This window comes from Salinivibrio socompensis S35, assembly GCF_000513715.1.
In the GTDB taxonomy this organism is placed as follows: domain Bacteria; phylum Pseudomonadota; class Gammaproteobacteria; order Enterobacterales; family Vibrionaceae; genus Salinivibrio; species Salinivibrio socompensis.
On the sequence record NZ_AQOD01000036.1, the window covers coordinates 21838 to 43685 of the forward strand.

Genomic DNA, 21848 nt, shown 5'->3' on the forward strand with positions numbered 1-21848 from the left:
CAACCGCAGGGAACCAGCGCAATGTTAATGCACCGGCCAGCGAAGTGTGACCATCAGTCCACCATCCGGTCGATTTTGGGCCAGCACCTGTCCACCATGCTGCTGTACCGCTTGCGCGGTGATAGCAAGCCCCAGCCCTGTCCCGCCAGATTGCCGCTCGCGGGCGGCAGAAACACGATAGAAAGGCCGGAAGATATCGTCCAACATAGCGTCTGGCACCCCCGGACCATCATCGGCGATCTGGATGACCAGCATGGTATCATCAAGGTAGGTGTTGATATCGATACCCACGTGTGCATAACGGATCGCGTTTCTTAGCACGTTTTCCAACGCGCTACAGGCTAGGCGCGAATTCACACTCAATGTAACCAACGGCCATGGTGTAATGGTGATCTGTTTACCTTGTTGACTCGCTTCGAAACTCGCATCTTCAACCACCGACTGCCACAACGCATCCGCACGAGTTGACGCTCGCTCAAGCTGCCCTTGTGCTTGCAGCTTGGATAAGGTGAGCAGCTCAGCAATTAAGGCTTCAAGTTGACCGGCTTCCCGGTCAATTCTGGCCAAACTGTCACTTTGCCCCAACTCACGTTCAGCCAAAGCTCTTGCCATTTGTAAGCGCGTCAGTGGCGACCGCAATTCATGAGAAATATCCGAGACCAGTTGCTGTTGCCCGGTCACCATTTGATTGAGCGCGGTCACCATGCGGTTAAATCCCTTCCCGGCTTCACTGAATTCCCGCGGGCCACTCTCTAACACAGGGTCCGGCACCAAGTCACCGTTGGCCACACGGCGACTCGCCGCCTCAAAACGGCGCGCGGGACGCGTCAGTGTATAGGCTAACCAAAGCAACAGGGGAGTGCTCACCAACATAGTAACCAGCAACAAATGCTGCGGTGTTTCCAGTATTTTCAACACGAAAGGAAGACGAGGCTGCCAACGACGGGCATGATAAAGATTGCCTTGTGCATTATCGGTGCTTACGGGAAAAGGACCGGCAAGCATCGCGCGACGCACCAAGCGTTGCATCGGCTGCTCCGTCTCGGCGGTTTGGGCCATAAAGCGGCGTAACTCGGTCGGTAAATCGTCAATCCGGGCCGATTTGGGGACCCAGTAAAGCGTGTTCGCCACCCGGCTGTGGCGGTGACCCCGGCGCTGATTATGTCTGGTAACGAGCGTCACTATCGGTATATCGCGTGCCGTCGAGATGCTCACTAACTGATTTATTTGAGCAGAAATACGTGCTTGCTCCGCGGCCGACATCGAGTGCAGCGATCGCGGATCGCCACGCTGTACCCAAATTACCGCCGCTAATACCAGTAATAATGTGAGCCAAAAAATCACGAAAACCCGACCATACAAACTGGTCAAAAAAGGAACACGAGATAGGGTTTGACGCACGCTGGCTAGTCGACCCATAAATACCCCTTCCCTCTCAGCGTTTTGATTCTTGGTTTGGCATCCGCACGCTCAGGTAACTTTTTGCGCAAATTAGAAATATGCACATCCACAGCACGGTCAAATGGCATCAGACGCTTGCCTAACACCTGCTCGCTCAAGAGGGCTTTACTCACCACCTCGCCTGGGTGTGCCAGCAAACACGCCAACATTTCTGTCTCCATGCCGGTCAGATCGACAGTCTCACCTTGGCATACTGTTTCCAGCCGGTGTGGATAGACACGCACGTCGTCATGGGCCAAAACAGGCTCTTGCGCTGGGGTCGGCAAGTCGGGGGCCGGTAAGCGAGTGCGTCGTAAAATCGCCCGCATTCTGGCTAGCAGCTCTCGATCACTAAACGGTTTGGCCAGGTAATCATCCGCCCCAAGCTCTAAGCCCATCACGCGGTCGACCTCTTCACCTCGCGCCGTCAACATCAAAATCGCAACATGTGACGTCGCGCGGATCTGACGTAAGGTTTCCATGCCGTTCAAGACCGGCATCATGACATCGAGCAAAATGATATCTGGTGGTAATTCACTCGCCATCGTCAAACCCATTTGCCCATTATCCGCACAGCGAATCGAAAACCCTTCCAGTGACAGCAACTCCTGAAGCAGTGCGGTCAATTCGGTGTCATCGTCAATAATTAAAACCTGCTGCATCGCCCGCGACCCTCCCTCAATCCAGTGACACTTAATACAATCTTTTTATCATAGCGGCACCGGCACAAGCATGACTTTACCCATCTTTACATCGCATAACGTGACTTTACATCCCAACGGTTAGTCTAAAAGCGTACACCTCAATATTGGAGAAACAGGATGAAACGTTTAACCCTTGGCTTAGCGGTGGCACTTATTGCGATTCCCGCACTGGCTACCCCGCATTTCGGTGATGATTCAAATCGCGGGATCTGGCGAGATCTGGATTTAACCAGAGCACAACAATCACAACTCGACACCCTGAGCGAAACCTATCGCGAGCAGCGTCTCCAGGCGCGTGACGGATTCCAGCAGAAAATGGGGCACTGCTTACTCAACCTGAATTTGATGAAGCGGCGGCCACCGAGCTAGTCAATGCCATGCCACAACACGGCCGAAAAATGCACGGGCAAGGTATCGAGCGTGTTCGCCACATGCATGCCATGATGCAAGTATTGACGTCAGAGCAGCAACAGACCTTTTTAGCTAAGATGCATGATCAACGCCGACACAGCGGCTGGGATAAAGAAAAAGGCCAGCGCGGCCAAGGTCACCATGATCGTCGAGGCAATTGTTCACGATAAATCGGCGTCGTGTCATACGCATCGGGTCAACAGTCTATATACTAAGGGTTGCGTTTCATTACACAGCCCTTTTTTATGAAAAAACAGTATGCTTTCTGGGTCGAGGCCGCCGCGTGGGCTGCCACCGCAGTCGCGACCACGTTACTCCTAGCCAAATTGATTGCATGGTGGCTGACAGGATCGGTCAGTGTGCTGGCCTCATTTGTCGACTCTCTGCTTGATTTATTGGCCTCGTTGACCAATTTGATCGTGGTGCGGTACGCCGTCCAACCCGCTGACAGTGAACACAGTTTTGGCCACGGCAAAGCCGAATCCCTCGCCGCACTCGCGCAATCAACCTTTATCGTCGGATCGGCCTCCTTTTTGCTCCTCAGTGGCCTTGAACGCTTGTTCAAGCCAGTGCCGATTGCATCCCCAGAGCTTGGCGTTGCTGTCAGTGCCGGGGCCACAGTGATTACGCTAGGGTTAGTTTTATTTCAAAAATGGGTCATTCGCAAAACCGCCAGCCCAGCCATTGCCGCCGATGCCCTCCACTATCAATCTGATTTATTTATGAATGTCGCGATTATTGCCGCCTTAGGGTTGAGTTGGTACGGCTGGACCCAGGCGGATGCTTGGTTTGCCATCGGCATCAGTGTGTTTATCTTGTCGCAGGCGATCAGAATGGCTTACGAGGCCATCCAATCACTGCTTGATAGGCAGTTACCGCTGGAAGAACAAGAAAAAATCGCGGTCCTTTCTAGCTCTGTGGTTGGGGTGCATGGCATTCACCAACTGCGCACCCGCCAAGCAGGTATGACAAAATTTATCCAACTCCACATAGAGCTGGATGACGAGCTACCCTTAGTGGATGCACATACCATTGCAGATGTCGTGGAAGATAGGTTGTCGGTCGCCTTTCCCGGCGCCGATGTCATGATTCACCAGGACCCAAAGTCGGTGGTGGCAAAGGAAACAGGCGGTGACAAGGGAAATACAAGCGTGATGAGAGACTGAACAAAAGCTCATCGGGCTGACATGTATCAACTTTTTTTCTACAGTAATTGTAATACTATTACAGAAGTAGGAAAATTACACTTTAAGCAAGCGTCATTGCGGGTTCACTGGGGCAAGCAGGTTGCCATTTCCGCAATCGGCACGAAATAAGTGACGAACAGTCAGAGGGTAACCATGGTTAGAAAAATTGGTGTTTTGACCAGTGGCGGTGATGCGCCAGGTATGAACGCAGCGATTCGCGGTGTTGTTCGCAGCGCATTGAGCGAAGGATTAGAAGTTTACGGGATTTATGACGGCTTTCTTGGCTTGCACCAAAACCGTATCGAACGCCTAAACCGAACAAGCGTGTCTGACGTGATTAACCGCGGCGGGACTTTTCTAGGTTCAGCTCGCTTCCCCGAGTTTGCTGACGAAAAAGTCCGTGAGCAAGCCATCCAAAATTTAAAAATGCACGGCATTGATGCACTGGTGGTGATCGGTGGTGACGGATCGTTCATGGGCGCGAAAAAACTGACTGAGATGGGCTACCCTTGCATTGGCCTACCAGGCACCATTGATAACGACGTGGCCGGTACCGACTATACCATTGGGTATATGACCGCGATGAATACCGTGATCGACGCTATCGACCGTTTGCGTGATACCTCATCGTCGCACCAGCGGATCTCAATTGTTGAAGTCATGGGGCGCCACTGTGGTGATCTTACGCTGATGGCATCAATTGCAGGTGGCTGTGAATACATCATTACGCCGGAAGTGGGTCTGGATAAAGACAAGCTCCTTGCGAAAGTCAAAGAAGGCATTTATAAGGGCAAAAAGCACGCCATTGTCGCGATCACTGAGCTGATGACCGATGCCAATGAACTGGCGAAGTTTATTGAAACCGAAACTGGCCGCGAAACGCGTGCTACCATCCTAGGCCACATTCAACGTGGTGGGCAACCCGGTGCGTTCGACCGTATCCTTGCCTCTCGGATGGGTGCCTATGCGGTCGATCTACTGCAAAGCGGCGAAGGCGGACGTTGTGTCGGGATTCAGAATGACAAAATGGTTCACCACGACATCACTGATGCGATTGAGAACATGAAACGTCCATTTCGTGATGACCTTTACAAAGTGGCAGAAAGCTTTTCTAAGTCGCTCGCAATATCGCGCTGAATCGCGCATAGCAATCAAAAAACGGAACCTCGCGGTTCCGTTTTTTTGTGTTTTGCCGTGACAGTGGTTAAATGCCGTCACCAGAGATAAAGGTTTTGTGTGAGCCGTTAAACTCTTGATCCATGTCCAATGAAGGCATTTGTGAGCTCGGACGTCCAACAATTTTCGCTGGCACGCCCGCGACTGTGGTGTGCGGCGGTACCGGATTGAGCACCACGGAGCATGAGCCAATTTTCGCGCCCTCACCAATATCGATATTGCCAAGGATTTTAGCGCCTGCACCAATCATTACCCCCGTCCGGATTTTCGGATGGCGGTCGCCGCCCTCTTTACCGGTCCCCCCGAGGGTCACATCTTGCAGTATCGAAACATTGTCTTCGATGACAGCGGTTTCCCCGATCACGATGCCGGTGGCATGGTCAAACATGATCCCTCGCCCGATACTGGCTGCCGGGTGAACATCCACTTGACTGGTCACTGAAATTTGGTTTTGTAAATACGTTGCCAGCTCATTCCGGCCTTGATGCCACAACCAGTTCGCTACGCGGAAACCTTGCAAGGCATGGAAGCCTTTTAGGTACAACAAAGGCGTGGAGTAAAGCTCTACTGCAGGATCTCGCTCTACCGTGGCACAGATATCATAGGCAGCGGATTCAGCCACCGAGGCGTCATGAGCGTAGACTTCTTCAATCACTTCTCGCACCGCCATCGATGGCATCGACGGCGTGGATAATTTATTGGCCAAAATATAACTTAAGGCACTGGCGAGGTTATCGTGCTTGATAATCGTGGCATGGTAAAAGCTGGCCAACATGGGCTCACGCTCTGAGTGTTCGCGTGCTTCTTTTTTTACCGCTTGCCACACACGGTACTGCTGGCATTCTTTTCTGACCTGATTCACTGCCTTCATCCTTATCAAAATCATCGACAACGGAACGTTTCAACACCCAGCGCCAGTGTATAAAAAAAACGCGCGGTTCTCATCCCGCGCGTTTATTTATAAGCGGATACACGTGGCCGCTATTCGGATTTTTTGTCGCGAGCCAGCAAATCTCGCGCAGCGTGATGCGCCAACTTACCTTGATATAGCACTTGATAGATTTGCTCCACAATCGGCATTTCAACCCCAGTGCGCTGCGCCAAGGCCCATACCTCTTTCGTATTGCGAAAGCCCTCAACCACTTGGCCGATATTATCCTGCGCGGCTTGTACACCGTCACCTTGGCCAAGTGCCAGCCCAAAGCGACGATTACGCGATTGATTATCGGTGCAGGTCAACACCAGATCGCCTAAACCGGCCATGCCCATAAAGGTCTCTCGCGATGCGCCTAGCGCTTCACCCAAGCGCGTCATCTCCGCTAAACCACGTGTAATCAAGGCCGTGCGCGCATTAGCACCAAATCCGATACCATCAGAAATCCCCGCGCCAATCGCAATCACATTTTTTACCGCGCCACCTAATTGCATGCCGATAAAATCATGATTGCCGTAAACGCGGAAGCTCTGCTGGCAATGAATCGTCTCTTGCAAATCACGCACAAACTCAGGGTCAGGCGAGGACACGGAAATCGCGGTTGGCATACCGGCCGCTAACTCTTTGGCAAACGTTGGGCCAGAGAGTACCGCCAGCGAACGTGTGCCCCCTAACTGCTCACGGGCCACCTCTTGCAACAAGCGTCCTGTTTCTGGCTCTAGGCCTTTGGTGGCCCAGCAAACCCGAGAATCCGCGCGTAAGTGTGGGCAAACTTGGCCGAGCACTTGGCCAAAGACGTGGCTCGGCACCACCAACAACAAATCACGACTCGCATTTACAGCCACAGAAAGATCAGCACAAATCACCAGGGAGTCCGGAAAGGCGACACCGGGCAAAAAAGCCTCGTTGGCACGGTCAATTTCCAGCTGCGCAAGATGACTCGGATCGTGCCCCCATAACACAACGTTGGCACCATTTCTCGCCAATGATATCGCTAAGGCGGTGCCGTACGAGCCGGCCCCTAATACCACAATCGCGGCGTCTTGAGTGGGAGCAAGATCGGTCATGATGACTCCTTAGGCCTGCGCGTCTTCGCCAGACTTCTCATCCGCCTGTTGCTGCAAGTAGTTCATGAACAAGGCGTCAAAGTTAACGGGTGCAAGGTTTAGTTGTGGGAAGGTTCCTTTAACCACCAAGCTAGAAATGGTCTCACGTGCGTATGGGAACAGGATATTTGGGCAAAAAGCACCAAGACAGTGAGCTAACTGCGGCGCGTCCATACCGGTAACCGAGAAGATGCCGCCTTGTTGGACTTCGCACAAGAACGCGCTGCTCTCTTGGTTTTTCACTGTCACCGTCAAACGCAGGACAACCTCGTAAATGCCTTCACCTAGCTCGCGGCTTTGCGTGTCTAAATCCAAGTTAACGTCAGGCGCCCAATCTTGCTGAAAAACGTCTGGTGAATTTGGCGCCTCAAAAGACACGTCTTTGAGAAAAACGCGCTGGATAGCAAAGTTTTGCTCGGCTTGTTGGTTGTTTTCTGCTTCAGCCATGGTGGTTCGTCCTTTCTAAATAGTTGCTTATGTGCCGGGCACAGTAAAAAATGCGAGCCACCGCGTCATGCAGTCGCTCGAGATTTGAGTGAGGGATCACTTTTTCTTTTTGCTTTTGCCTTTACCGCTTTTGGCGCGGACAAGCGGCATTTTGGCATCGTTCCACGAGGTCAAGCCATCTTTGAGCACATTCACAGACTCAAAGCCCGCTTTAGCCAGCTGGTTGGCGCTATCAGCCGCGGTTTGACCCGTCTTGCATACTACGATGATGGGGTCAGTTTTATGTTTTTCAAGTTCGCCGAACGAGTGCGCTTTAATTTCACTGGGCAATACGTTAATTGCTCCCGTGATATGACCCGCACGAAACTCGTCATGGCTGCGAATATCAACAAACACGCCATTTTCACGGTTATTAAGAATCGCGGCATCGTTTGGCGTAACCACTTTGTAAGCGGCGGTTTTCTGTTTGATTAATGACATCAATAAGGCGGCAACTAAGCCAACCCATACCAGTGCCATAATCATGTTGTTGGAGACAAAATCGATATATTCCTGCATAACCTTTGCTCTATACTGCTTGTTTGTCCCGCGTGGCGAGAGTCCATCAAGGGGTGAAAATGGTGTCGAGTATAACCTGCTCGCCAAGGTTTTAAAGCCTGCCAAGACGAAATCGCGTGCTTGCTCACTCGTCGTGTTCGATCAACGATTTTTCTCCCTCCTCAATAAGTTGAAAAGAAAGAAGGTTTCATCAATCGCAGACATCGAGTGAAGCCATTCGCGTATACCGACAATCTTCGCCATAATGAGGGGAGTCAAGGGTAGAAGGCAAGTCATGCAACCCTTGCTGGTTACTTGTCAGCTGGAATAATTGATCTTAGCCTACGTATCCTTGCGTAAAATGTTGTAAAATTACGCACACTGCACCACTGAGGCCTGATGCTAGCAACCAATCTGGCACCAAGCCTCAGTGGCTGCTCCATGACATCCAATGTCAGTGGCATCCAATGTCAGTCTTTAGCGTGAATTAAGAGGACGTAATATGTCTGCGAAAAAACCACTTGCACTGGTGATTCTCGATGGCTGGGGCTATCGTGACCCACAAAGCGATAACGCCATCACCAATGCTAACACACCGGTTATCGACAGCCTGATGGCCGACAACAGCACCTTGATTTCAGCATCCGGCTTTGACGTTGGCCTGCCTGATGGGCAGATGGGTAACTCAGAAGTCGGCCATGTTAATATCGGGGCAGGTCGCGTGGTGTATCAGGAACTCACCCGTATCACCAAATCCATCGCCGATGGCGAGTTCAACCAGACCCCTGCGCTCGCTGCTGCGGTCGATAAAGCGGTTGATAAAGGCAAAGCGGTTCATATCATGGGCCTGATGTCCCCAGGTGGCGTCCATAGCATGAAGATCACATTGCTGCTATGGTTGAATTGGCCGCTGAGCGCGGTGCTGATCAAATCTATCTGCACTGTTTCTTGGATGGCCGTGATACGCCACCGCGTAGCGCAAAAGCATCGCTTGAGCGTTTTGACGCGCTTTTTGCCAAGCTGGGTAAAGGACGTACCGCCTCACTGGTGGGTCGCTACTATGCAATGGACCGTGACAACAACTGGGATCGCGTAGAGCGAGCGTACGATTTGCTGACCTTGGCACAAGGCGCGCATAGCGCCACCAATGCGGTCGAAGGACTTGAAGCGGCGTATGCACGTGAAGAAAATGATGAGTTTGTCGCCCCGACAGCGATTTATCGTGATGGTGACAACAAAGCAACCATCAACGACGGTGACGCCGTTGTTTTCATGAACTTCCGTGCCGACCGCGCGCGTGAAATGACTCGTGCCTTTATGCCTGAGTTTGATGGCTTTGAGCGTAAGAAGTATGCCGAGCTGTCCGACTTTGTGATGCTGACCGAATACGCAGCCGATATCGACACCACGGTGGCCTTCCCACCGACAAGCCTGTCTAACACCTTGGGTGAGTGGCTATCGAAAAACGGTAAAACCCAGCTACGTATCTCAGAAACGGAAAAATACGCACACGTCACCTTCTTCTTCAATGGTGGCATGGAAACCGTGTTTGACGGCGAAGAGCGCTCTTTGGTTGCGTCGCCCAAAGTGGCTACCTACGACCTGCAACCAGAAATGAGCTCTGAAGAGCTGACGGACAAACTGGTCGATGCTATCAAGTCTGGCAAGTTCGACATGATCATCTGTAACTACCCGAACGGTGACATGGTTGGCCACACAGGCATTTATGACGCCGCCGTCCAAGCCTGTGAAGCCGTCGATGGCTGCATCGGTCGTGTGCTGGAAGCCATTAAAGAAGTGGATGGTCAAATGCTGATCACCGCCGACCACGGTAACGCCGAAATGATGGTTAACCAGGAAACCGGTGGTGCATACACCGCACACACTAACTTGCCCGTACCGCTGATGTATGTCGGTAGCAAGCCGGTGATCTTGAAAGATGGCGGTAAGCTGTCTGATCTCGCACCGACTATGTTAGCGCTATCTGATATGCCGATTCCTGAAGAGATGACTGGCAAGCCTCTGTTCGATCTGAAATAATCGCTCCATGCGGGAGAAACGAACACGCCTAGGTCAAACCCTCCGCGCCAGTGCCTTATGCACTGGCGTTTTTCTGTGCCTATTCACTGGCCCTGTGCACGCGAACTCACAGCTTGAAGGGGTGAGTGATGAAATTGCTCGCCAACAATCACAGCTGGCTGAACACAATAAAAAACTCAATGCGCTTCAGCGTGACTTAAAACTCCAATCTAAACGCATTGACACCTTATCGAAGCGGATCCGCCAAGCACAAGCTAGCCTGCAAGAAACGGACACCGAAATCACCCAGCTGACACGCCAACAAGCGCGATTAAAGCAGGAAATGATCGCCCAACAAGCCCAGTTGAGCGAGCTTATCGACGCGCAATATCGTCAAGGCAAACACGACCAACTCAAACGATTGCTCAGCCAAGAATCACCGGCCACGCTTGATCGATTAACACGCTATGCCGAAATCGTCGCAGGCACCATGCAACAGACGATTGAATCACTCGCCGCTACCCGTACCGATTATCAGCTCACCGCCCACCAGCTAAAACAGCAACGGGACAAACAAACCCAGCTTGTGGCAGAGTTAACCGATAAAAAACAAGCCCTTGAGAACGAGCAAAACACGCAAAGCCAAACAGCGAAACAAATTCGTACCAAGATTGCCAGCGACAGCGCGTATTTAGCCGAGCTCAAAACCAACAAGCAGCGCTTGCAAGAACAAATTGCCGAAGCGGCGCGACGTGCGCAGGTAAACATGGCGGGCATTAGTCACGCCAAAGGCAAACTCACTTGGCCCACCCAAGGTAACCTCGTGCATCGCTTTGGGGAACGCCAATCGGGCGAAGTGACTTGGAACGGTATCGTCATCGACGCCAAACGGGGAACGGAAGTCAAAGCCGCTCATGCGGGGAAAGTGGTGTTATCAAGCTGGCTACGTGGCTATGGGCTTTTGATTGCTGTTGACCATGGTAAAGGAGATATGAGCCTGTACGGTTATAACCAGGCATTACTTAAAGACGTTGGCGACACAGTCACTGCGGGTGAGCCCATCGCATTAGTCGGCGACAGTGGCGGACAATCAACCCCATCACTGTATTTCGAGATTCGCCGCAAAGGCAACACCATCAACCCGATCCCATGGCCTTGATAAATAACGTCGAATACGATCAAAAACGCCTACCCAACGGTAGGCGCTTGTCTTTCTGACGTAGTAGATAAGTCTGACGCTGCAGATAAGTTAGCTCTGCCAATCGAGGATCACCTTGCCAGATAGCCCTGAACACATCACCTCAAAGCCTTCTTGGAAGTCATCGACACGGTAGTGGTGAGTAATGATCGGCGTGAGATCTAAGCCTGACTGAATGAGCGATGCCATTTTGTACCAGGTTTCGAACATCTCACGGCCATAAATGCCTTTAATGACTAGACCTTTGAAGATCACTTGGTTCCAATCAATGCCCATATCGGTTGGCGGAATACCTAATAAAGCAATGTTGCCACCATGGTTCATGGCGCCTAACATACTGTTAAAGGCAGCCGGCACACCTGACATTTCCATGCCAACATCAAAACCTTCGGTCATCCCAAGCTCCGCCATCACCGACTCTATCGCGGTATCGGCAACATTCACGGCACGGGTGACACCCATTTTACGCGCCAGATCCAAACGGTACTCGTTAACATCGGTGATCACCACGTGTCTTGCCCCCACATGACGCGCGACCGCCGCAGCCATAATACCAATCGGGCCTGCACCAGTAATCAGCACATCCTCGCCCACTAAATCAAACGAGAGTGCGGTATGCACGGCATTGCCAAATGGGTCAAAGATCGAGGCTAAATCGTCCGACACTTCTTCTGGAATTTTGAAGGCATTAAACGCCGGGATCACTAAATATTCTGCAAACGCCCCAGGGCGATTAACGCCCACCCCTTCGGTGTTGCGACAAAGATGGGTGCGTCCGCCTCGGCAGTTACGGCAGTGCCCACAGGTAATATGGCCTTCGCCAGATACGCGATCACCGATGGAGAAGCCTTTAACTTCTTGGCCGATTCCAACCACTTCACCCACATATTCGTGACCAACCACCATAGGAACCGGAATGGTGTTTTGCGACCATTCATCCCACTTATAAATATGAACGTCGGTACCACAAATCGCGGTTTTACGAATTTTAATCAGCAGATCGTTATGCCCAAGCTCGGGCAGCTCCGCCTCCGTCATCCAAATGCCCGGCTCCGCCTTTAGCTTCGCCAAGGCTTTCATGCTTGTTTGTGTCATGCGATTACCCAATCAGTTGCATTTCTTTGCCGACCTTGATGAAAGCATCAATGGCACGGTCCAGTTGCTCACGCGTATGCGCGGCTGACATCTGAGTGCGGATACGTGCTTGTCCTTTCGGCACCACCGGATAAGAGAAGCCCACGACATAAACGCCTTCTTGCATCATACGCTCAGCAAACTCGCTCGCGACTTTGGCATCTCCCAGCATCACCGGAATAATGGCATGATCTGCGCCGGCGAGCGTGAAGCCTGCATCGGTCATGCGTGAACGGAAATGAGCGCTGTTATCCCATAACTGTGCGCGCAAATGGTCACTTTCGGCCAGCATATCGAGCACGCGAATAGAGGCCGAAACAATCGCCGGAGCCAGCGAGTTTGAGAACAGATAAGGACGTGAACGTTGACGCAGCCAATCAATCACTTCTTTTTTACCCGAGGTATAGCCACCCGAGGCGCCACCCATGGCTTTACCTAAAGTACCGGTGATGATATCGACGCGATCCATCACTCGGTGGTATTCGTGGGTACCACGACCATGATCACCCATAAAGCCCACTGCGTGAGAGTCATCCACCATCACTAGCGCGCCATACTGCTCCGCCAGATCGCACACAGCGGGTAAGTTAGCGACCACGCCGTCCATTGAGAAGACGCCGTCAGTGACAACCATGATATTTGCTGCGCCCGCTGCTTTTGCCGCTTTGAGCTGAGCCTCTAGCTCATCCATATCATTGTTGGCATATCGGAATCGCTTCGCTTTACATAAACGCACCCCATCGATGATCGAGGCATGGTTAAGCGCATCAGAGATAATCGCATCGTCTGGACCCAGGATGGTTTCAAACAAGCCCGTGTTCGCATCAAAGCATGACGAATACAGAATCGTATCTTCCATCCCCAAAAAGTCAGAGAGTTTGGCTTCGAGGATTTTGTGGGCATCTTGCGTGCCACAAATAAAGCGCACTGACGCCATACCAAAGCCGTGCTCATCCATTCCCGCTTTAGCTGCCTCAACCAAGGCGGGGTGATTGGCTAGCCCTAAGTAGTTATTGGCGCAGAAGTTGAGCACCTGTTGCTCATGGTTTACGGCCACACTGGCCGATTGCGGGGAAGTAATAAGACGTTCACTTTTGTACAAGCCATCAGCTTTTACTTGCTCAAGCTGATGACGGATTTGCTGATAGAAGGCAGCCGTCATCGCAATCTCCATGCTGGTGATGATTACTTTTGGAAGGCCGCCGCACAGTTTCTGTACGGCGAATGATTGGCTGCTATCATGCACGTTCATTAGGTTTGTGCCAATAACCCGCGCAAGACAGTGATTCATATCGTGTAATCGCTTCACGACTGGGGGAATATCGCGCAGAGTATCAGAAGGGAAGTCAGACTGTTTAGTTCAATGTATCCTGTGCGCGTAAATCTTGGCGAACCAATTGCTGCTGATAGTGGTCCATTAATGCAGCGATGGCGGTTTGGCCCTGCGCCGACGTCAGCGAATGCAGTAATGCTAGCATCTGCAAAATGCCTTTGTAGATCACTCCGGCATGAACTTGCGTTTGTGGCGCTTGCGCACTTTGGTAGAAAATCCAGCTCGACGCGATCTGCTTCAGTGTTTCGCCCAAAGCAGCCAATCCACTCTCGCTCAAACTCAGCCATCCAGCTTGGCTGTAATGCTGCAAAATGGTCATAAGATTAGTTTGAAGCTGTTGTTGTGCATCGAGGTACTTGTTTTGTAGCGCCTCATCCCGATGCAGGATGTCTGGCAGATTGGCGTAAAAAAAACGATAGCGCCACATCAAGCTAAACGTTGCATCAAGATAATGTTGCAATAGCGCTTGGGTATCTTCTTGAGGCTGACTAGGATCAAAAGCAAGGGCTAGATCTTGCGCGTATTGGTCAAAAATACTGTGTATAATCGCCTCTTTATTACGAAAGTGGTAGTAAAGGTTTCCCGGGCTTATCCCAAGATCAGCCGCAATATGGTTCGTGGTAATATTGGGCTCACCGTGTTGATTGAATAAAGCCAGTGCAGCATGGATAATTCGGTCTTGGGTTTTCATGTATGGTTCAGTCCTCTGCCCGGTTGATGCGTAACCATACTATCACAGTCAACAATAATGGCGACGGGGGTCTGTCGGCCTGCAACGATGAATTAGGTAACGATATGATTTTTGTGACTGGTGGTGCCGGCATGATCGGTAGCAACTTAGTAAAAGCACTGAACGAGCAAGGCTACCGTGACATCGTTGTCGTCGATAACCTTAAAGACGGAACCAAATTCGTTAACCTGGTTGATTTGGATATCGCTGACTACATGGATAAGGAAGATTTTCTTACCCAAATCATGGCCGGTGAGAACTTCGGCCCGATCGAAGCGATTTTTCACCAAGGTGCTTGTTCTGCCACCACCGAGTGGGATGGTAAGTACATGATGCTCAATAACTATGAGTATTCCAAAGAACTGCTCCATTATTGTATTGACCGTGACATTCCATTTTTATACGCCTCCTCAGCCGCCACCTACGGCGGCCGCGACCGAGACTTTATTGAAGCGCCAGAGTACGAGGGCGCGCTGAATGTTTACGGCTACTCTAAGCAGCAATTCGACAACTATGTCCGTCGTGTGCAAGAAGATGCCAAGGCGTACGGTGACACTCTGCCACCGATCACCGGTTTCCGTTACTTCAACGTTTACGGCCCTCGCGAACAGCATAAAGGCAGCATGGCGTCCGTTGCGTATCACCTGAACCAGCAAATTTTGAACGGTGAAGACCCAAAACTGTTTGAAGGCAGTGACACCTTTAAGCGTGACTTTGTCTATGTTGGCGACGTGTGTCAGATGAACATCTGGTTCTGGCAACAACAAATCTCCGGTATTTTTAATTGTGGTACCGGCCGTGCCGAACCGTTTAGCGCTGTTGCTAACGCCGTGATCGACTTTCACGGCAAAGGAGAAATAGAAGACGTCCCGTTCCCAGATCACCTTAAAGGTCGCTACCAAGCTTACACGCAGGCCGATCTGACCAAGGTCCGTGAAGCAGGGTATACCGCCTCCTTTAAAACCGTGGCTGAAGGCGTTGCCGCCTACCTAGCTGAAATTAATCGCTAATTCCATGATGTTTACGCCAAGCCGTTGCGCTTGGCGTATGAGAAAATCGAATAATGACAAAGCAGCAACACGATTACGATCCGAACGCCTACAACCCTGAGTTTTCGCGTGCCTACCTGGCACCGAAATATTGGGGCACTTGGCTCATGTTATTGGCCGCCTTACCGGTTAGCCTCCTCATGCCTGCGCGGGTGAAATATCGCTTTGCCCAATGGGTCGCACGCAAGCTGGTGAAAAAGAAAACAGGCACAATTCTCAATGCATGGCTTAATCTAGAAGCCTGCTTTCCAGAGCAATCAGAACAGGCACGTGAAGCGATTTTAGTCGAGACGCTCACGACGGCGGGTGCGTTTTTACTTAATTTTCCACTGATTACATTACGCAGCCGCCAATGGTTTCAACACCATTGTGATGTGATTGGCATGGAGCATATTACCCGCCATACCGACAACGGTGAGCCGGTGATCCTGTTTGTGCCTCATACTTGGGCGATTGATGCGGCGGCGATTTTATTTGCCTCACAGGGCTTGCCCGTGGCGGCTTTCTCAAAACGACAAAAAAACCGTCTCCTCGACTGGCTGATGCACCGCCAACGGGTACAATATGGTGGGAACTGCTACGAGCGTGAAGCAGGGATTAAACCCTTCATTCGTGCGGTTAAGCGCGGCTTTTTGGGCTATTACCTGCCCGATGAGGATATGCGTGACGAGAGCAGTGAATTTGTCCCTTTTTTCTCAGCGACCAAGGCAACACTGCCCAGCCTCGGCAAGTTGAGCAAAGTGACGCGTTCGCATATCGTGCCCGTGCTATCTAGCTTTGATGCCCAAACTGGCCGGTTTGTCATTGAGGTTCATCCTGCGTTTAATGACTTCCCGACGGGAGACAGCCACACCGACGCACGTATGATGAACCAACACATCGAAACCATGCTCGACGGTAAGCTAGATCAATACATGTGGATCCTGCAGCTTCTTCGCACCCGCGAAGATGGTCGCAATATCTACCAAGAGGCAAAAAGGAAACGGGCATCATGACACGAGTTTTAGTCATTGGCCCGTCTTGGGTCGGCGATATGGTGATGTCGCAATCACTGTATAAAGCCATCAAACAACAACACCCTGACGCCAGCATTGACGTGATGGCGCCTGGATGGTGTGCCCCTATTTTGGCGCGTATGCCAGAGGTTAATCGTAGTATCGACATGCCGCTGGGCCATGGTGAGTTCGCGCTAGGAAAACGTTACCAACTAGGAAAAAGCTTGGCACAGCAACACTACGATCACGCCTATGTGTTGCCTAACTCGGCAAAGTCCGCACTGATCCCTTGGTTTGCCGGTATTCCAACACGTACCGGCTGGAAGGGTGAAATGCGTTATGGCCTACTCAACGACCTACGCCCCAATAAAAAAGCGTTTCAATATATGGTTGAGCGCTATGTCGCTCTGGCCTATCCGCGCGCTGCGATGCAAAGCTCAGCGTCACTGGGCGGAATAGCGATCCTCCCTAAGCCTGAGCTGAGTATTGATTCAAATGCACAAGCGGCAGTGATCGACAAGCTGGGGCTCAATAAAAACAAGCCTGTTATCGGTCTTTGCCCAGGTGCCGAGTTCGGTCCCGCCAAAAAATGGCCGGAGCAACACTACGCCGAGGTGGCTAGGCAAATGCACGATAAGGGCTATCAAGTTTGGCTGTTTGGCTCTGCCAAAGATATTGAAACCTGTGAAAAAATTGCAGCCCTTGCCGACAATGCACCAAATATTCACGTGTTGGCCGGTAAAACCAATTTAATTGAGGCCGTTGATTTATTAGGTGCTTGCCAGACCGTGGTCAGTAATGACTCCGGTTTGATGCACATCGCCGCCGCGGTCAACTGCCAGGTGATCGCCGTTTATGGCTCAACATCCCCCGATTACACGCCGCCTTTAACCAGCAAGGTCGATATCGTTCACACCGACATTGAATGCCGCCCTTGCTTCCAACGCGAATGTCCGCTGGGGCATTTGAAGTGTTTAAACGATCTCGCCCCGAGCCGAGTTGTAAAAAGGATTCTACCGTGAGCAGTAACAGCATGAAATCACGCAGTTCTCGTTTATTGAATCATCAGTTGTATTTCCCGATCATCCGCTTTTTCCTATTCGGTTATGCCCTGTGTGCGATCGCATTTCCTGACGTGGGTGACGTATTTCGCGCCGGCTTTTTGCTACTGAGCCTGCCGTTGCTTTATACCCATTGGCCTCAACTGAAAAAAGACCCCATTATGTGGGCCTTCTTCGGTGTCATTATTGTCCAATGCCTAAGCTGGGCAAACAGTTTGATACAGATCCCTGACATCGCGAATGGATACCCACATGTCGACCGACTGGCAAAGCTATTCTTACTTGTCCCTATAGGTATTGCTTTACAAGGACGAAAAGATTCCGTTTTAGTATTGGCAGGCTGCTTTGTATTGGGGGCTTTTATCGCGTGCTACACGCAAAGTGACTTTGCCAATCAAATACAACAAGCACTGAATATGCGTCGCGTTGATTTTGGACTTAAAAACGCACAATACACTTCCATGCTAGGTGGTGTTATTTTCATTTTTTCAGGGCTTGGCTTTTATCTCGTCAATAGTAACCGCTGGACTATTCGCTTGTTTTTTGCACTTTCTGCCATTCTGGGTCTTGCCATCACGCTGGTCAGTCAGTCTCGACAGGTTTGGCTCGCGCTGGCACTCGTCATTGCATTAGCGCCTATGCTGCTTGTGTTTGTTGGGCTGATAGAGGGGAAGAAAAAGCTAATCCTCGGCTACGCGGTTGTCTTTCTCGCGCTATTCTCTGTGAGCCAGTCAGAGTACATCCAAAACCGAGCGTTAAAAGAGAGCTCGGTCATATCTAGTGTGGTTCAAGGCAACCTGGATAATATCCCAATGACCAGTGTCGGCATCAGACTTAACTCTTGGCTGGCCGCTTGGGATGTATTTAAAGACGCACCTATTGTGGGACTAGGAGAAAATGGCATTGGTTATGTCATTAGTTCATCCGAAAAGCTATCCGCATTAAAGCACAATGTACCCATGTACAGCAATCTAGCACACTTGCACAGTAACCATGTTGAAACACTAGTCGCTTATGGTTTAGCAGGCTTTACTCTGATTTTGTTTACCTATTTCTATATTGCTAGACGTTGTTTTGTTTTCCAAAAAGATAGCAATCTAGACAAATTAATTGCATTCTTTTGTCTGTCTTTCTTTATTTATTGGTTCACGATTAACGCGTTCGAAACCTTTAACAGTCGAAGCCTTGGCGTATTTGCCTTTGTGATTGTGTCAGGCTGTTTTTACTCATTGGCAAACATAAACAACACACAGGGTGAGCGTTAATATGCGTGTCGCGATTGTGGTCAATTGTCTAAAGCTCGGTGGCATGGAAAGGGTCGCCGTGAGCTTATCTGATGCGTTCGCCGAAAATGGTGATGATGCCACGTTAATCTATCTCAAAAATCGACCTCAAGATATAAAGCCGACGTCAGATGTTGACGTCCGCCTTTTTGATCTTAAAAAATCAGTATTGAAAACTGGCATAGGTGCATTTTACTATCTTATTTGCAAACTATTTAATGTATTAATCAGCAAAACATTCCCGCTGCTATTTGCTTATCCCAGTGCTTTTTTCTTCAAACGAAAGCTACAAAAGCTAGAGGCAGAAAAAGGAAGATTCGATCTAGTCATTTTTCGTGGCCAAGGCACCTTTGAACAACTCTGGCCATTGCGAGACGAGCGTTTCGTTTATGTCTGTGAAAATATTATAAAGCCACACCATTACGGTGCTTTGTCCAGCATCATTTATCGCGCGCTCTTTGATTGTAAAAATATTGTCTGCGTTTCTAAGGGAGCCCATGACAGCTTCCAATCTCTCACCAACGTTCACAATATATCGCCTTCGAGATCACAAGTTATAAGCAATCCAAATAACACAGCCTATATCCGTAAACAGGCGGAAATAGACGAGCCTGATATACACCCTCGATCTTTTATTCTTGGCCTTGGTAGGTTAACCCAAGTCAAAAACTTCACATTACTGGTTAAAGCTTACTCGTACCTCGTTGAACAGCACGATATACCTCAAGATCTGGTTATTGTCGGCGAAGGAAAGGATCGAGAAAATATCGAGGCATCTGTAAAAGCGCTCAATTTAGAACATCGCGTGTTTTTCAAAGGTGCACGTAAGAACCCTTTCCCATGGTTTAAACATGCTGATCTTTTTGTGCTGAGCTCTCAGTTTGAGGGGCTCGGAATGGTATTGCTCGAAGCACTGGCCTGTGATACTAGAATAGTTTGCACTGACTCAGCCGGTGGTGTTCGTCAAATAATGGATGGTGACCTGGAAATGTATCTCAGTCCACAAGAACCTGAGATACTCGCTAGTAAAATGTATAAATCACTCACTTCGTCATGGTCTGATAAAGAAAGAGCCTATATTGAGGAAAAGTTGACTGAATTCAGCGGTGAGAAAATCATATCTGAATATAAAAGGTTTCTTATGTATAATCCTAAAGTTAGTGTCATTATTCCTGTCTACAATGTTGAACGCTTTATTACTCAGTGTTTAGAGTCAGTGGTTAATCAGACACATGAAAATATAGAAATAATTTGTATCAATGACGGCTCGACTGATCAGAGCAAAATAGCATGTGAAAAATATGCACTTGATGATAATAGAGTTATAGTTATTAACCAAGCAAACAAAGGATTGTCAGGTGCAAGAAACACAGGCATTAAAGCTTCAACGGGTGAATATCTATTTTTCCTAGATTCTGACGATTGGTTAGACGTAAAAGCTTTAGAGAATCTTATCAACAATTCTCAAGGCTATGACATTGTATCAGGAGGAGTCATAAGCTACGATGAGATAAGTGGAAAAGCAAGAGATTATAAGAAAAAAAGAGATTTAAAGATAGACATTAKAGAAGATTTTTTCAAGCTGGAAATTGTTGTCTGGAATAAATTATATAGGAAAGACATCCTAAAAAATATAAAATTCCCAGAGGATTAATACATGAAGATGAAGAGTTCTACTGGCAGGTATTCTCTATGTTCCCAAAAGTTAAAGTAATCAGAGAAAATGTGATTTTTTACAGGCAACGCCCTGGCTCTATAACAAAAAACAAAAATTATAGTAAAGAGTATCAGTTCAATTATATTAATATCGTCGACCATATTTATCCTCTATCCAAGAAAAATATAGAACTTGTTTATCCTTTCAAAAAAACTTGTTTTAAATTCTTGAAACAGCTTAAAAAAAGGAATGCACCATATGATGAATACGAAAAGCATGTCAATAGTCGATATGGCGTAGAAGACACTTACACCTTCAAGGTTAAATTACGGGCAATCAAGTTAAAACATTGGTTCATGTCTCGGTTTAGTTGCTCATAATATTAAAAAGTAGAGGTCATCATGATCACAGGCGTCGTCATTACGCTCAACGAAGAAAAAAACATCCAAGCTTGTATCGAGTCGCTGAGACAAGTGTGCTCTGATATTGTGGTTGTTGACTCACAAAGCTCAGATAGCACCATTGCTATTGCTGAACAGCTGGATGCGACCGTGGTCACACAGCCTTATCTCGGTGATGGCCTGCAAAAAAACGTTGGCCTGGCGCACACTGACAATCAATGGATCTTGAGCATTGATGCTGACGAACGCCTTACTGAAGAGGCGGTGAAGCAAATCCAAGCGCTCGATTTGGCTAATACTGAGCATGATGCCTTTGCCTTTCGCCGACGTAACCACATCGGCAGCCGATGGATAAAACAATGCGGCTGGTACCCAGATTACTGCATTCGCTTGTATAACAAGTCAAAAACCCGTTTTGCCGAGGTTAAGCAACATGCGGCAGTAAAGGCTAAAAACCCTAAACAACTTGATTGCGATCTCATCCACTACTCCTTTGAGAATATCGGCCAGCTCTTTGCTAAACCCGGGCGTAACTTTAGTGGCCGCGCCGCGAAAATCATGTATCAAAAGGGCAAGCGAGCCAACGGATTCTCACCGTTTATACACGGACTCAATGCCTTTATTCGCAAATATCTTTTTCAGCGAGGATTTTTAGGCGGTGTTGATGGCATGACAGTCGCATTGAGCTCAGCCGTGAATAGCTATCTTAAATATGCAAAATTGTTGGAGTTTCAACGCGATCCGAAAGTGTTAGAAAACGAAGACTTCGATAAGGTGTGGTAATAACATGCACATTTGTCACGTCAATCTCGCGTCAGGTTTTAGCGGTGGGGAACGCCAAACCCTCACCTTGATCCAGCAACAAGCCGAGATGGGCTATCAGCTCACCGCGGTGGTGAACCCGAAAAGCCCATTGGTCGACGCGCTTCGCGCGATTCCTCAGTGCCAACTCGTGCTTTGCCGCCTACTTATACTCGAAACCAACTTAGGCGGTCAATCACGACAACGTGCGACCTTGTCCATGTTCACGAAGGCCGAGCTATCTA

Annotated in this window: 20 protein-coding genes and 2 pseudogenes; 13 read left to right on the plus strand and 9 right to left on the minus strand. The window is 49.5% G+C overall.

From position 1 onward, the window contains the following. Nucleotides 1-24: 24 nt before the first annotated feature. Together cpxA and DZ54_RS0105435 are read right to left on the minus strand one after the other, a co-directional pair. Entirely contained in the window at nucleotides 25-1419 is a 1395-nt protein-coding gene (cpxA, locus tag DZ54_RS0105430; protein WP_051415925.1) for an envelope stress sensor histidine kinase CpxA, read from the minus strand. Then, entirely contained in the window at nucleotides 1407-2102 is a 696-nt protein-coding gene (locus DZ54_RS0105435) for a response regulator (protein ID WP_025673350.1), read from the minus strand. Before DZ54_RS0105435 ends, cpxA begins: the two co-directional genes overlap by 13 nt. A gap of 159 nt (nucleotides 2103-2261) precedes the next feature. Between DZ54_RS0105435 and DZ54_RS0105440 the strand changes: the two genes are divergently transcribed. The 4 genes from DZ54_RS0105440 to pfkA all read left to right on the plus strand — a co-directional run bounded on the left by DZ54_RS0105440 (nucleotide 2262) and on the right by pfkA (nucleotide 4879). Then, on the plus strand, nucleotides 2262-2513 hold the full coding sequence (locus DZ54_RS0105440) for a hypothetical protein (protein WP_025673351.1): 252 nt from the start codon (nucleotides 2262-2264) through the stop codon (nucleotides 2511-2513). A gap of 29 nt (nucleotides 2514-2542) precedes the next feature. Beyond that, the gene (locus DZ54_RS0105445) at nucleotides 2543-2725 is read left to right on the plus strand and encodes a hypothetical protein (RefSeq protein ID WP_037353639.1); all 183 of its coding nucleotides are present in this window, start codon (nucleotides 2543-2545) and stop codon (nucleotides 2723-2725) included. 75 nt (nucleotides 2726-2800) lie between these two features. Next, complete coding sequence (fieF, locus tag DZ54_RS0105450; RefSeq protein WP_025673353.1) at nucleotides 2801-3721, plus strand: CDF family cation-efflux transporter FieF; 921 nt, start codon at nucleotides 2801-2803, stop codon at nucleotides 3719-3721. A gap of 174 nt (nucleotides 3722-3895) precedes the next feature. Next, nucleotides 3896-4879 (plus strand): 6-phosphofructokinase, encoded by a 984-nt coding sequence (gene pfkA, locus DZ54_RS0105455; protein WP_025673354.1) that lies wholly within the window; start codon nucleotides 3896-3898, stop codon nucleotides 4877-4879. 67 nt (nucleotides 4880-4946) lie between these two features. Here the strand turns inward: pfkA and cysE are convergent, their stop codons facing one another. The 4 genes from cysE to DZ54_RS0105475 form a co-directional block, all read right to left on the minus strand. After that, nucleotides 4947-5780 (minus strand): serine O-acetyltransferase, encoded by an 834-nt coding sequence (gene cysE / locus DZ54_RS0105460; RefSeq protein WP_025673355.1) that lies wholly within the window; start codon nucleotides 5778-5780, stop codon nucleotides 4947-4949. Between the two features lie 119 nt (nucleotides 5781-5899). After that, nucleotides 5900-6919: an NAD(P)H-dependent glycerol-3-phosphate dehydrogenase gene (gene gpsA / locus DZ54_RS0105465; RefSeq protein WP_025673356.1), complete on the minus strand. Its 1020-nt coding sequence runs from the start codon at nucleotides 6917-6919 to the stop codon at nucleotides 5900-5902. Nucleotides 6920-6928: 9 nt separating this feature from the next. Then, a complete protein-coding gene (secB, locus tag DZ54_RS0105470; protein WP_025673357.1) occupies nucleotides 6929-7405 on the minus strand; it encodes a protein-export chaperone SecB in 477 nt (158 codons plus the stop codon). A gap of 96 nt (nucleotides 7406-7501) precedes the next feature. Beyond that, nucleotides 7502-7963, minus strand: a complete 462-nt coding sequence (locus tag DZ54_RS0105475; protein ID WP_025673358.1) for a rhodanese-like domain-containing protein — start codon at nucleotides 7961-7963, stop codon at nucleotides 7502-7504. Between the two features lie 481 nt (nucleotides 7964-8444). Between DZ54_RS0105475 and gpmM the strand changes: the two are divergent. After that, nucleotides 8445-9982, plus strand: a pseudogene (gene gpmM / locus DZ54_RS19370) (2,3-bisphosphoglycerate-independent phosphoglycerate mutase). A 94-nt stretch (nucleotides 9983-10076) separates the two neighbouring features. Continuing rightward, complete coding sequence (locus DZ54_RS0105485) at nucleotides 10077-11120, plus strand: murein hydrolase activator EnvC family protein (protein ID WP_240473922.1); 1044 nt, start codon at nucleotides 10077-10079, stop codon at nucleotides 11118-11120. A gap of 90 nt (nucleotides 11121-11210) precedes the next feature. Here DZ54_RS0105485 and tdh read toward each other — a convergent pair whose 3' ends face one another. The 3 genes from tdh to DZ54_RS0105500 all read right to left on the minus strand — a co-directional run bounded on the left by tdh (nucleotide 11211) and on the right by DZ54_RS0105500 (nucleotide 14317). Beyond that, nucleotides 11211-12239 carry an L-threonine 3-dehydrogenase gene (gene tdh / locus DZ54_RS0105490; RefSeq protein WP_025673360.1) on the minus strand — a complete coding sequence of 343 codons (1029 nt, stop codon included), beginning with the start codon at nucleotides 12237-12239 and terminating at the stop codon, nucleotides 11211-11213. Between the two features lie 19 nt (nucleotides 12240-12258). Beyond that, on the minus strand, nucleotides 12259-13455 hold the full coding sequence (locus DZ54_RS0105495; RefSeq protein WP_025673361.1) for a glycine C-acetyltransferase: 1197 nt from the start codon (nucleotides 13453-13455) through the stop codon (nucleotides 12259-12261). Between the two features lie 193 nt (nucleotides 13456-13648). Further along, a complete protein-coding gene (locus DZ54_RS0105500; RefSeq protein WP_025673362.1) occupies nucleotides 13649-14317 on the minus strand; it encodes a TetR/AcrR family transcriptional regulator in 669 nt (222 codons plus the stop codon). Between the two features lie 104 nt (nucleotides 14318-14421). Here DZ54_RS0105500 and rfaD point away from each other — a divergent pair, with 104 nt between their 5' ends. The 7 genes and pseudogenes from rfaD to DZ54_RS19385 form a co-directional block, all read left to right on the plus strand. Continuing rightward, nucleotides 14422-15366, plus strand: coding sequence for an ADP-glyceromanno-heptose 6-epimerase (gene rfaD / locus DZ54_RS0105505; RefSeq protein WP_025673363.1), 945 nt, complete (start codon nucleotides 14422-14424; stop codon nucleotides 15364-15366). A gap of 53 nt (nucleotides 15367-15419) precedes the next feature. Continuing rightward, nucleotides 15420-16400, plus strand: a complete 981-nt coding sequence (lpxM, locus tag DZ54_RS0105510) for a lauroyl-Kdo(2)-lipid IV(A) myristoyltransferase (protein ID WP_025673364.1) — start codon at nucleotides 15420-15422, stop codon at nucleotides 16398-16400. After that, nucleotides 16397-17422, plus strand: coding sequence for a lipopolysaccharide heptosyltransferase II (waaF, locus tag DZ54_RS0105515; RefSeq protein ID WP_025673365.1), 1026 nt, complete (start codon nucleotides 16397-16399; stop codon nucleotides 17420-17422). The genes lpxM and waaF overlap by 4 nt, the downstream gene beginning before the upstream one ends. Continuing rightward, the gene (locus DZ54_RS0105520; protein ID WP_025673366.1) at nucleotides 17419-18726 is read left to right on the plus strand and encodes an O-antigen ligase family protein; all 1308 of its coding nucleotides are present in this window, start codon (nucleotides 17419-17421) and stop codon (nucleotides 18724-18726) included. The genes waaF and DZ54_RS0105520 overlap by 4 nt, the downstream gene beginning before the upstream one ends. Before the next feature lies 1 nt (nucleotide 18727). Further along, complete coding sequence (locus DZ54_RS19375; protein WP_025673367.1) at nucleotides 18728-20398, plus strand: glycosyltransferase; 1671 nt, start codon at nucleotides 18728-18730, stop codon at nucleotides 20396-20398. A gap of 404 nt (nucleotides 20399-20802) precedes the next feature. Further along, a complete protein-coding gene (locus DZ54_RS0105535) occupies nucleotides 20803-21585 on the plus strand; it encodes a glycosyltransferase family 2 protein (RefSeq protein WP_025673369.1) in 783 nt (260 codons plus the stop codon). A gap of 4 nt (nucleotides 21586-21589) precedes the next feature. Further along, nucleotides 21590-21848, plus strand: a pseudogene (locus DZ54_RS19385) (hypothetical protein); the annotation flags it as partial.